Source organism: Labrenzia sp. THAF187b (assembly GCF_009363375.1).
Taxonomy (GTDB): Bacteria; Pseudomonadota; Alphaproteobacteria; order Rhizobiales; family Stappiaceae; genus Roseibium; species Roseibium algicola.
Genome location: NZ_CP045344.1, coordinates 997,123 through 1,008,933, shown reverse-complemented (window position 1 = coordinate 1,008,933; position 11,811 = coordinate 997,123). Strand labels below are relative to the sequence as shown.

11 protein-coding genes are annotated in these 11,811 nt (G+C 58.3%); 5 read left to right on the top strand and 6 right to left on the bottom strand.

Annotated elements, in window-relative coordinates; genetic code table 11:
• Positions 1–2: 2 nt before the first annotated feature.
• Complete coding sequence (locus tag FIV03_RS04675) at positions 3–188, bottom strand: hypothetical protein (protein ID WP_152508832.1); 186 nt, start codon at positions 186–188, stop codon at positions 3–5.
• On the opposite strand from FIV03_RS04675, the gene pap reads away from it, so the two are divergent.
• Positions 187–1,653 carry a polyphosphate:AMP phosphotransferase gene (gene pap, locus FIV03_RS04670; protein WP_075283379.1) on the top strand — a complete coding sequence of 489 codons (1,467 nt, stop codon included), beginning with the start codon at positions 187–189 and terminating at the stop codon, positions 1,651–1,653. The two genes, FIV03_RS04675 and pap, sit on opposite strands and share 2 nt — an antisense overlap.
• A gap of 77 nt (positions 1,654–1,730) precedes the next feature.
• On the opposite strand, the gene FIV03_RS04665 is transcribed toward pap, so the two are convergent.
• Positions 1,731–2,321 carry a hypothetical protein gene (locus FIV03_RS04665; protein WP_152508831.1) on the bottom strand — a complete coding sequence of 197 codons (591 nt, stop codon included), beginning with the start codon at positions 2,319–2,321 and terminating at the stop codon, positions 1,731–1,733.
• Positions 2,322–2,435: 114 nt separating this feature from the next.
• Positions 2,436–3,614, bottom strand: coding sequence for an aminotransferase class V-fold PLP-dependent enzyme (locus FIV03_RS04660; protein ID WP_152508830.1), 1,179 nt, complete (start codon positions 3,612–3,614; stop codon positions 2,436–2,438).
• A 388-nt stretch (positions 3,615–4,002) separates the two neighbouring features.
• On the opposite strand from FIV03_RS04660, the gene FIV03_RS04655 reads away from it, so the two are divergent.
• Positions 4,003–5,091, top strand: a complete 1,089-nt coding sequence (locus FIV03_RS04655; RefSeq protein ID WP_152508829.1) for an N-formylglutamate amidohydrolase — start codon at positions 4,003–4,005, stop codon at positions 5,089–5,091.
• A gap of 11 nt (positions 5,092–5,102) precedes the next feature.
• Here FIV03_RS04655 and FIV03_RS04650 read toward each other — a convergent pair whose 3' ends face one another.
• Together FIV03_RS04650 and FIV03_RS04645 are read right to left on the bottom strand one after the other, a co-directional pair.
• A complete protein-coding gene (locus FIV03_RS04650) occupies positions 5,103–6,284 on the bottom strand; it encodes an FAD-binding oxidoreductase (protein WP_152508828.1) in 1,182 nt (393 codons plus the stop codon).
• Positions 6,285–6,405: 121 nt separating this feature from the next.
• Entirely contained in the window at positions 6,406–7,623 is a 1,218-nt protein-coding gene (locus FIV03_RS04645; protein WP_152508827.1) for an acyl-CoA dehydrogenase, read from the bottom strand.
• 157 nt (positions 7,624–7,780) lie between these two features.
• On the opposite strand from FIV03_RS04645, the gene gcvA reads away from it, so the two are divergent.
• From gcvA to FIV03_RS04630, 3 genes are all read left to right on the top strand, one after another.
• A complete protein-coding gene (gcvA, locus tag FIV03_RS04640; RefSeq protein WP_022999230.1) occupies positions 7,781–8,704 on the top strand; it encodes a transcriptional regulator GcvA in 924 nt (307 codons plus the stop codon).
• A gap of 267 nt (positions 8,705–8,971) precedes the next feature.
• Positions 8,972–9,880, top strand: a complete 909-nt coding sequence (gene yegS, locus FIV03_RS04635; protein ID WP_152508826.1) for a lipid kinase YegS — start codon at positions 8,972–8,974, stop codon at positions 9,878–9,880.
• Positions 9,881–9,977: 97 nt separating this feature from the next.
• Complete coding sequence (locus FIV03_RS04630) at positions 9,978–10,712, top strand: hypothetical protein (protein WP_152508825.1); 735 nt, start codon at positions 9,978–9,980, stop codon at positions 10,710–10,712.
• Between the two features lie 39 nt (positions 10,713–10,751).
• On the opposite strand, the gene FIV03_RS04625 is transcribed toward FIV03_RS04630, so the two are convergent.
• Positions 10,752–11,495, bottom strand: a complete 744-nt coding sequence (locus FIV03_RS04625) for a hypothetical protein (protein ID WP_152508824.1) — start codon at positions 11,493–11,495, stop codon at positions 10,752–10,754.
• Between the last annotated feature and the right edge of the window lie 316 nt (positions 11,496–11,811).

The window sequence follows — 11,811 nt, the reverse complement described above, 5'->3', positions numbered from 1 at the left end:
TGTCAAATGCCGGGTGCCTTCAAAGACGTGAAGGAAACGGTTACCGCTTCATATAGTTGCGCCTTCTTCCATCCGATAGCGAAAAATTGGAATCTCCTGCCATTCGGGAACATTGAAGCAAGAGATGGTTTTTTAAGTGCGGCTGTTTCAAGATGCAGCCAGTGCGTCTTTTCTTTTGAGGTCTTCATGTTTGAATCCGCCCGCCTGCCGCAGAACATGGACAAGAAAACCTTCAAGAAACTGGAGCCGCAGTTGCGCGAGGCGCTGCTGGCAGCCCAGCTGCCCGTTGTCGAGAAACAGCCGTTCTCGACGATGATCCTGGTTGATGGCCTGGATGGCGCGGGCAAGGGCGAAGCGGTTGCCCGGCTCTACGGCTGGATGGATGCGCGCCATCTTGTCTGCAACGCCTATGGCGAATTGATGGACGAAGCCCGGCTGCGCCCGCCGCTGTGGCGCTACTGGCGCGATCTGCCGCCCAAGGGCGAGACGGCCATCGTGTTCGGGAGCTGGTATCAGACCGTTCTGCGGGACTGGATCTACAAGAAGATCGACGAGGACGCCTTCGACAAGGCCCTGACCCGGATCCGCCGGTTTGAGGAAATGCTCGCCAACGAGGATGTGCTTATCCTGAAATTCTGGTTCTACCTGCCCAAGAAGGAACAGGAAGAACGGCTGAAGCACATCGAGAAAAAACATGCCGCGCGCCATGTGCTGGCCGACTGGGCGGCGTTGAAGCACCACAAGAAGGCGAGCGAGGCCGGCGAAAAGATCATTCTGGAAACCAGCAAGGGCTACGCGCCCTGGTTTGTCATCCCCTCGCAGGATCCCGAGTACCGGGATGCCGCGCTGGCACAAACGGTTGCCAATGCCATGAAGCTGAAGCTGGAGGACGGTGAACCGCATTCGATTGCCGCACCTCCCGTGGTCGGCGGCCTGAAGCGCGAGACGGCGGTCGACACCATCGACCTGACGGAAAAGCTGGAGAAGTCGGAATACGAAGAGCTTCGTGACAAGTACCAGAAGCAACTGTCCGATCTGTCGGACATGAAGTCCCTGTCCAAGACGGGCGTTGTTCTGGTGTTTCAGGGCAATGATGCCGCCGGCAAGGGTGGTGCGATCCGCAGGGTGATCCGTCCGCTCGATCCGCGCATCTACAAGGTTCACCCGATCTCGGCACCGACCGACGAGGAAAAGGCCCGCCCTTACCTGTGGCGCTTCTGGCGGCGCGTGCCGGCCAAGGGACATTTCGCCATCTTCGACCGGTCCTGGTACGAACGCGTGCTGGTGGAGCGTGTCGAAGGATATGCCGGACACGACGACTGGCTGCGCGCCTACAACGAAATCAACGAGTTCGAGCAGGAACTCACGGACTTTGGCTACATTGTCTGCAAGTTCTGGCTCGCTATTTCAGAGGACGAGCAGCTGCGCAGGTTCAAGGCGCGCGAGGACACGGCCTACAAGCAGCACAAGATCACGGATGACGACTGGCGCAATCGCCTGAAATGGGACCAATACGCCATCGCCGCCGGCGACATGATCGATCGCACATCAACTCACTACGCCCCCTGGACGCTGGTCTCCTCCGAGGACAAGCGCCATGCCCGGATCAAGGTTCTGAAAACGATCTGCGACCGGCTGGAGGAAAAGCTTTGAGAAGGTGGATAGGCAGCGAATTTGATCTGGTTGAATTAACTTCAAGTGACGATGCTACAGCAACCTTCTCGCGAAAACTAACTGCAAATACCTGTCGGGTATTCTGAAAAAACGTAGTCTTTCATCGAATTGTAGCGGATGAATACGTCTTGTTCGCTAAAGGGGTACACTCGGCGTTCGTATACCTTGTCACCAGTTGCTTCAATTACTCCAGAAACACAAATAGTATACTCTGATGCAGGATACTCACTGTAGGTAGTAAGACTAGTCGTCAGTGTTTCTTTGGGAGGAAGTATCGTCTTAAGTTCTTTGACTTCTCGTTCCCCTTGAAAAAATCTGAAAGTTACCTCTCTCACACTGAAATTCGTAGGGTTTTCGTATGTAACGTCAAAGCCGCCGAAACTATTAGTATTCAAAATTTTTAAATTCAGCCAATAGGGAATATTTTGTGCTGTTGCTTTTGTATTTTCTTCTATCGATTTAGTATTTTTCTCTATTTTATTTGTGTTTTCTGATATTTCGGAGTTGGAGTTTTGAAGTTTTTCCAAAAAATCAATTGCTGCACCTGGCTGTAAAAGAGCGTAAACTGCAGCAATTCCACCCAAAATACCGAAGAGTTGAGAGCCTCGTTCAAGGATAATTTTGGCGAATTTAATAATATTCAACATTCTCTCCATTGGTAGAGTAAATTTTTTATTCTAAATGCACTTATTGTTTTGTAGTCTGAGAGGTGATTTAAAGAAAAGTTGCTTCAATATTAAAGCCGTTATTTCTCCAAAGCTTTACAAGGCTCCTGCCAGGTAATCCATCGCCGCCTGCACTCCGCCCCGCCCATGGGGAATGCCCAGTTTCTGGAAGCCGAGTTCAATGGCTGACAACGTGCCGAGCAGCATGACGGCGTTGACGTGGCCCATGTGGGCAATGCGGATGCCCTTGCCGGACAATTCGCCGATCGTTCCACCGATGGTGACGCCGCAGACTTCCTTGGTGAAGCTTCTGAGCGCCGCCACGTCGCCTTCATTGAACCGCACAACGGTGACGGAGTTCGAGCGGGCATGCGTGTCGGTGATGTTGAAGTCGATCGCGCCCTTTTCCGCCCAGACCGCAACGGCCTGCCGGGTTGCCTCACCCAGAAGGGCATGCCTGTGCCAGGTCTTCTCCAGCCCTTCCTCGAAAATGAGATCGAGGGCCTTGTGAAAGGCGAACAGAAGGTGCTCGGGCGGGGTTCCGCAGTATTTCTGGTAGTGCTCCGGTCCTTGCCGGAAAGTCCAGTCGGTGTAGTTGGTCCGCAGCTCCGCCGTTTCATGTGCCTTGTCGGCTTTCGGGCCGGCGGCAACAAAAGAGAGGCCCGGCGGACACATCAGGCCCTTCTGCGATCCCGTCAGCGCCACATCGACACCCCAGGCGTCCATCTCGAACGGCATGCAGCCTAGCGAGGCAATGGTGTCGACCATGAACAGGGCAGGGTGTGAAGCTGCGTCGATTGCCTTGCGCAAGGCGGCAATATCATTCCAGACCCCGGAGGCCGTATCGACCTGAACCACCAGGATGGCCTGGATCTCGTGGGCGGTATCCTGTTTCAGCCGTTCCTGCAGGCGGGCAGGGTCGACACCCTTGTCCCAGGCGCCGGGCAGAACCTCGATATCGAGGTCCAGCACGTTGGCAGCTTCTCCCCAGCCAAGCGCAAAGCGGCCGGACTCCAGCACGAGCACCTTGTCGCCACGCTTCAGCGTGTTGCACAGGGCGGCATCCCAGGCTCCATGACCGTTGGCTGCGTAGATGTAGGTCTTGCCTTCGGTCCGGAACAGACGCTGCAAACCGTGCAGGCAGAACCCGGTCGTTTCCAGCAAGGGGCCTTCGTAAATGTCCACCGCCGGCCGGTGCATGGCCCGCAGGACTTCCTCCGGCACATTGGTCGGTCCTGGAATCATCAGAAATTCTTTGCCATTGCGAAGCGTCATGGCGGGGTCCTCGTTTGAAGGCAGTTCCTGAACGGAAGGGGATGGGACGGCCTTGGCCGCCGAAAGATGTGTTGATGTGAAAATTGCCCGCCTGCAGGCATCCGTCAAGATGCCGGTTGGGCAGCCCGCTGGATTAAAATGCGCAACACGACGGTTTGTGCGACCGCGAAATAGTGTGGGAAAGAGAGCTTCAGACCGGAAACGGCTTTCACCCAGAAGCGGTGCAGGCAATAAGGGTTGGCAAGCTGCTGGAAACAATGATCTATTCGACCGGGCCTTGTTGCGGGTGCGATTACGTGTCTTCTGGTTGTAAAGAAAATGTCTTGTTTCCGTTAAGTAAATTCTCCAAGTTAGAGACCGTTTGGTCTCGTCGTTTAGGCGTTGCAGCATGATCCTGGTTGAAGAAGGACAAAGCCCGCTGGTTGTCTGCCTGCCCCATTCGGGCACGGAGATCCCGAACGCTGTCGAAAAAAGGCTGAACGCTACGGGCCGTCTTCAGGCCGATCTTGCCTGGCGCCTGGAACGTGTGTTCGACTTTCACGGAGAGTTGAGCGCGACAGTGCTGCGCTCCACCATTTCCCGCTACGTTGTCGATCTGGACCGCGATCCCAAGACACCTGTCAGCGCTGCGCAGGATCCAACGCGCGCCTTGTGTCCCGCCACCACGCTGGATGGCAAACGCATTTATCAGGAAGGCGAAGAGCCTGGCCCGACCGAGATCGAACAACGCACGCTGCTTTTCTATACACCCTTCCACAAGGCCCTGCGCCGCCAGATCGACCGGCTTTTGCGCAGTCATCGCAAGGTGATCGTGCTCGATTGCCAGTCCATGCGCTCGAACATCAAGGGCGTGACCGAAAATGGACTGCCGCTGGTCAGTATCGGCACAGCGGATGGAACGTCATGTGATCCGGACCTGCGCAATGTGCTGGTCGGCTCGTTCAAGGGGCGGGAAGGGTATACGGTCAGCGTCGACGAACAGACCCGGGGTGGTTTCATCACCCATACGTTCGGTCGACCGGACCGCGGCCTGCATGCGATGACGTTGCTGCTGGCACAACGCTCTTACCTGCGCCATGAATCACCGCCTTTCGAGCCGGACAAGGTGCGAATGGCCCGTCTGACGGCTGTCCTGCAGGATGCAATGACCCGGCTGGTGGACTGGACGTCGGTGGGCGGTGCTTCATCTGGCCAGAACCAGATTGAGAGCCAGCCCTTACCGGTGGAAGAGCCACTGGTGGAGACGGCGGACGCTGAAGACAGCGGCAGCAACGCTGGTCCGGTCACCGACAATGCCGAAGCGTTGACGGAAGGCGCGGCAGAAATTCCGGACGATATTTCGGCGGAAACGCCTGACGCGGCACCGGAAAAGGCGGAGATCAGCCCCGCCAATCCATTGACCCTGCCCAAGGTATCCAGCGCCCAGACGAGCAAGGTCGAGGACGGACCTGTCACGCCCTTGCTGGTGGCCGAGTAAGCTTCAGACGGTCAGACCACGTTCTTTTCGATAATCGGTGTTCCGGCAGCCAGCCGGTCGAACGCCAGCGGAGAGAGATCCAGTGTCTGATAGCCGCCTGTCACGACCAGTTCCGCAAGGCCGCGCCCAACCGCGGGTGACTGCTGCAGACCATGTCCTGAAAACCCGAGTGCCAGATAGAACCCGTCCAGCCCCTGCACTGCGCCGACAAAGGCGTTGTGGTCGAAGAGGTTCATGTCATAGCAGCCGGCCCAGGCGGCTCCCGGTCGGATTGCCTCGAAAGCGGGAACGCGCGTTGCCAGTGTCGGCCAGATATGTTCTTCGAAAAGGCCATAATCGACGTCGAAATCGTGGCAGTCCGGATCGCGATCTTCAGGCGGCGCCGAACCGCAGATATAGCCGGTACCTTCCGGACGCGCATAGGTGCCGTTCGGATCGATCAGCAGCGGAAAACGCTCCAGCTTGTCCTTGCATTCGAAGGTAAAGACGCAGCGCTTTTTGGAAACGATCGGCACGTCCATTCCGGCCTGACGGCAAAGCTCGGCTCCGCCGGATGCACCGGCGCAGTTGACGACGACAGATGTCGAAAGTCTCTCGCCCGTCGATAGCTCAACGCTCCAGCCTCCATTGCCGTCGGATGCCACCCTGGCCTTTGCGGCAATGTAGTCAACATCCAGCGACCGGGCCTTCTTGCGGAAGGCCTGCATCAGGCCATAGCCGTCGAACCAGCCTTCGCCTGTGACGCCATGGCAGCCTGCGGCAAGGTCGGAAACCTCCAGCCAGGGGAACTTCGCCTTGAGACCGTCCGGGTCAAGAAAGGCGATATCCGCGCCAAGCTGCTGCTGCAGGCGGTGATTTTCCTGAAGGATATTGAGCTTGTCGGGCGTCGCCAGAAAAAGGTAGCCACCCTCGTGAAGGTCGATAGCGGGCCTGTCGCCGTTCACGTTGAGCGCTGCTCCGATCTCCCGCAGAAAGCGGATGCCGTAAAGCGAAATCTCGATGTTGATGGCACTGGAGAACTGCTGGCGAATGGACGCTGCCGAACGCGCGGAAGCGCAGGTTTCATAGGCGGGATCCGCCTCGATAACGACGATGCGTCCGGAAAAATCGTCGCGCATGGCCAAGTGGCAGGCGACGGACGAGCCCATGACGGCTCCCCCTACGATGACGACATCCGCAGTCTGGTCCGCCATGGAGCCTCCTCAAGCGCTGTCAGGAAAAACAACGGGCCTGCTGACGCAAACCCTTTTCAAGAGAACCGAACGAGAGACGGGCGGCTTGGCCGCCCGCGTCAAATGTCATGACTTCAGGGTCTTAGAAGAACGCCTGCAGGCCGGTCTGTGCACGGCCGAGGATCAGCGCATGAATGTCATGCGTGCCTTCGTAGGTGTTGACCGTTTCCAGGTTCTGGGCATGGCGCATGATGTGGTATTCTTCCTGGATGCCGTTGCCGCCGTGCATGTCACGAGACTGGCGGGCGATATCCAGGGCCTTGCCGCAGTTGTTGCGCTTGATCAGCGAGATCATTTCCGGCGCCACCTTGCCGGCGTCGAACAGCTGGCCGACACGCAGCGCTGCCTGCAGGCCGAGCGTGATTTCGGTCTGCATGTCCGCCAGCTTCTTCTGGAAGAGCTGGGTCTGTGCCAGCGGGCGGCCGAACTGTTCGCGGTCGAGGCCATATTGACGGGCGCGGGTCCAGCAGTCTTCTGCAGCGCCCATTGCGCCCCAGGCAATGCCGTAGCGTGCGCGGTTGAGGCAGCCGAACGGGCCTTTCAGGCCGGAAACATTCGGCAACAGGGCATCTTCACCCACTTCCACACCGTCCATGACGATTTCACCGGTGATGGAGGCGCGCAGGGAAAGCTTGCCGCCGACCTTCGGTGCGGTGAGGCCTTTCATGCCCTTGTCGAGCACGAAGCCGCGGATGGCACCGTCATGTGCTTCCGACTTCGCCCAGACGACGAAGACATCTGCGATCGGAGCGTTCGAGATCCACATCTTCGAGCCGGTCAGCTTGTAGCCGCCGTCGATCTTTTCCGCGCGGGTGCGCATGCCGGCCGGATCGGAGCCTGCATCGGGCTCGGTGAGGCCGAAGCAGCCGACAAATTCGCCGCTTGCCAGTTTGGGCAGGTATTTCTGGCGCTGTTCTTCCGAACCGTAGGCATAGATCGGGTACATGACCAGCGAGGACTGCACGCTCATCATGGAGCGATAGCCGCTGTCGACACGCTCGATCTCGCGGGCAACGACGCCGTAAGCGACATAGGATGCACCGGCGCAGCCGTAGTCTTCCGGCAGGGTAACGCCCAGAAGGCCGAGTTCACCCATCTCGATGAAGATGCCCCGGTCGGTCTTTTCCTCGCGGTAGGCTTCAATGACGCGCGGCAGCAGCTTTTCCTGGGCAAATGCGCGAGCCGTATCCTGGATCAGCTGTTCGTCTTCGTTCAGCTGTTCGCGCAGGTGAAACGGGTCCTGCCAGTCGAAGGAGCCGCCACCGGCCGGTGAGGACTTAACATTCGCGGGTGCGTTCATGGTCGTGTCTCCCAGGCCGTGATCCGGCCAATGATGTGCGGCCGTTTGACGGCCAGGGTCATTCTATTTCCTCTAGTCTTGCCTCAAATCCGTTTGCGTAAAAGCGAAACCTCGTCCATCATTCATGACGAAATGGAATGAAGTAGGGGAATTTGCCATGCGGCGCGCCTTCGTCCCGCCGGCAGACACGCTGATTGCGTTCGAATGTGCCGCCCGGCATCTGAGCTTTACCCGCGCCGCGGAGGAACTGCACCTGACACAGGGCGCAGTGTCCAAGCAGGTTCGCCAGCTGGAAGACAGGCTGGGCGTCGAGCTGTTCCGGCGGGTTCGCCAGCGCATTGTCCTGACCGACGCGGGCCGGATCTACCTTCACGACATCCGAGGGGCGCTGGAACAGATGACCGCGGCCACGCGGCAGGTGATGTCCTACGCCGGCAGTGCGGACGTCCTCAACCTTGCGGTTCTGCCAACCTTTGGCACCCGCTGGCTGGCACCGCGGATTGCCGATTTCGGGCGCCGGTATCCGGACGCTGGCCTCAATCTGAGTGTGCGCCTGCAGCCGTTCGATTTCGACGAGGAGCCGTTTGACGGCGCCATTCACCACGGCGACCCGGTCTGGGCGGGGGCGATCGCCGAGCGGCTGTTCGACGAGGAAGTCATCCCCGTTGCCTCACGCGTCTTTCGCGATCGGCACCAGATCCGCACACCCGCCGATCTTGCCCGCGTGCCGCGCCTGCAGCTTGCAACACGTCCGCTTGCCTGGCGGCAGTGGTTTGATCTTGCAGGCGTGGAAACAGATGCCGCCTTCCAAGGCGCGCGTTTCGAACAGTTCGTCATGATCTCCGAGGCTGCGATCCACCACGCCGGAGCCGCGCTGATCCCACGTTTTTTCGTCGAGGCGGAACTGGCCTCAGGACGTCTCGTCCGGCTTTTCGACCTCTCCCTGTCACAGCAGACAGCGTATTATTTCGTCTATCCGGAGGGGCGGACGATGCGGCCGGTGGTGTCTGCCTTTAGAAAATGGCTGATGGAGGAAGCCCGCACCGCACGGACGCGCCGGGAAACCATGCTGCCGGGCTGAAACAGGCATCAAGACAGTGCGTCCCGCACGACGGTTCCCCTGGACCCGACTTTTTAGTGATCGGTAGAAATTGAAACCGGCGGGCACATGGCCCACTTTTCAGCGGAACGATTGCACCTTACCGGCGTTTTGCTCACAGGCACCATTCGGAGAGACCCGTCCCGCTTTCAAACTGCCGTATTCCCGCCCCGGGTTATGATCTGCTGCCAAGCCTGATGGCATTTTTCCCTGCTCGTGTAAGAAAGAAGCAGGGACAAGGAGACGTAATTGGAAAAGCATCATCTGCGCCTGATCCTCAATGGCAAGTCCGCCGGCCGCGACGATGTCCGCAGTGCGGTGGAGGCCGTTCGGTCCATGGGCCACAATGTCTCCGTTCGCGTGACCTATGAGGCCGGCGATGTCGAGAGACTGGTTCGCGATGCCCTGCGCGATCACGAGAACGAGCGGATCGACACGCTTGTCAGCGGCGGAGGTGATGGCACCTTGAACGAGGTTCTGGATGCGGCCCTGCATGATTTGCCCGAAGGGGAAAAGCCTCCTTTTTCATTTGCGGTTCTGCCTCTTGGGACGGCGAATGATTTTGCCAATCACATTGGCCTTGACCCGGCGGACATCACCTCCTGCCTGCGGTTTGCCGTGCGCGCATCCGCCAAACCGACCGACATTGGCGAGGTCAACGGCTGTGTGTTCGTCAACATGGCAACTGGCGGCTTCGGTTCACAGGTGACATCACAGACCGACCCGAACCTGAAGCGCGTTCTTGGCGGGGCTGCCTATCTCTTCACAGGTCTGCAGCGGTTTTCGGAACTTTCGGCCTGTGAAGCACGTATCGAGGCGGATGATTTCTCCTGGGAGGGCTCGTTCCTGGCCCTCGCCGTGGGCAATGGCCGCCGCGCTGGTGGCGGCATTCGGCTGTGCCCCGATGCCAGGCTCGATGACGGTTTCCTCGATCTCACCATCGTTCCCTTCCCGCAGTCGGGCAAGGTCATCGACCTTTTGTCGGTGCTGCTGGACAGCGGCGTTGACGATATCAACGGCGGCCCGATCCAGCGCAAGGTGCGCAAGCTGAAAATCGAGACCCAGCAGCCCGTGCAGTTCAATCTGGACGGCGAGCCGATGAATGGACAGTCCTGGCAGATTGGGATAAGGCACCACCAGATCGACCTCAGGCGCTGACGGTCGCCGCGCCCGGCAGCAGGCTGAAACGACGTCTGTCCGTCAGCCGAGCAAGGTGCGGGAAGGCGCAGGGCACCGCTTTCAAGAGACGGACAGCATGGACGAATACCAGCTCAAGAATTTCCTCAAGTTCGCGCCTGCCAGGCTGGGGCTGGTGCCGAAGAAACACCTGCTCGTCCACATTCCCAAGAACGGCGGCATGTCGGTGCGCCATGCCAAGGCGCTGGAAGGCAATCTGGTTCTCGCCAATCGGCGCCGCCTGAAAAGCAAGGCTTATGCAAACGCGCTGATGACCTTCATGAAGGATCGTGGGCTTCATCCGGGCTACGAACATGCCCGACTGCGGGATATCGACCTTTCGGTGCGTGCTGGCACGGTGCCTTTTGCGGTGGTTCGCAATCCCTGGGCACGGACATTTTCCAGATTCAAGTTCTACCTGCAGACAAGCGGATCCCACGAGGCGGAATTCGATCTGACAGTGAGGGGGTTCGAGGAATTTCTGGAGACGCGCCACGAGTGGGGCAAGGTTGATTTCTTCTGGCACCGCGCCTCGCTCGGCTGGTACCCGCAAAGCGACTATGTGATCGACGAGAGGGGGCAGGTGGCGGTCAATATCCTGCGTCAGGAAAAACTGGGCCCGGAACTGGCAAGATACCTCGGGGCAGATGACACGCTCGAACAGCGCAATATCTCCCGTAATGCCCGTGCCGATCAGGGAGAATTCTACACCGAAAGGAATATCGGGATCGTCGCCGACTGGTACAAAACCGAAATCGAGCTGTTCGGCTTCGATTTCGATACGCCGGCAACACGGAACGTCTTTTTCAGCTGACCTCAGTGCGAGAGTATTTTGTGGGCTTGAAGATGCGCGTTACTCTGTCCGGCTCCAGACGCTGTTTCCATCGATAACTTCCTTGGTTATCCCAAGTGCGTCTCGGTGTTCCCGGCCGATGTCGACAGCCACATATTCCCGCCGCGCGCCAATGAACCTGTTCCTGAATTGAGCGGTAAAGGCATTCAGGTCTGGGTTCATGTAGTTCAGCTGTTTTTCCGGATCGAGTGTCTCATCCATCAGTTCGGCACATCTTGCGGCGAAATCGCTGCGCAGGAAGGAGGGGCTGGTTCCGAATATCGGCCGCTTCTTGTTGAGACCCTTGCCAAGATCCATTCCGAGGAATGTCCTGCGGCCGGGTTCATAATGATAGAAGGACCGGTAGCCCCAGTTCTTTTCCCGCGTCATCAGGCTGATCTGGCGAACGTTGCGTGTCATTGCCTTACTGACTTCTTCGGGGCCAACCTCCCGGTTCAGCACCCAGTCGTCTTCCAGGTGGAAGCACCAGTCCGCAGCCGGCTGTCGCCAGAGCCAGCGGATCGCCCTGGTGAAATGGGGCGTTTCCGGCTTATTGACGACGACATTGGCGAAATGCTGTTTGCAGATCTCCTTGCAGGCCTCAACCTCCACCGGTCCGCCTTCAAAGGGATCGATGTTGACGTAAAGCGTGCCGATCTCGAAATGCCTGAACAATCGCTGTGAAAAGCTTGCAAGAGTTTTCTCCAACAGAGCAGGCCTTGCCCCCGAAACGAGGAGTACGTCGATTTTCACTGCGTCTGTCATCAAACCTGTCTGCAAATGAAGCCGGAAGTGACCACCGATAATCCACCCGTGCTTGAAATCGCCTGAATGCACCTGGCGGTTCGTTGCCGCCGCGGTTATGCCAAGCCATCAGCCTGAACGCCAGCAATCTTTGATCTGCGCGCCGCTATATCATTATGACTTTTGCTGTTGCCAGTACATGTTCAAAGCACTCGGAGGTCAGGGTTCTCTTTCTTTTGATTTTGGAACCGACTATAACGCCGGAATCTTCGGTGCGAATTGAGGTGCCGGTCGGACGCCAGCGAATGACCCACCGGTTGCCAACACTGCCAATCAC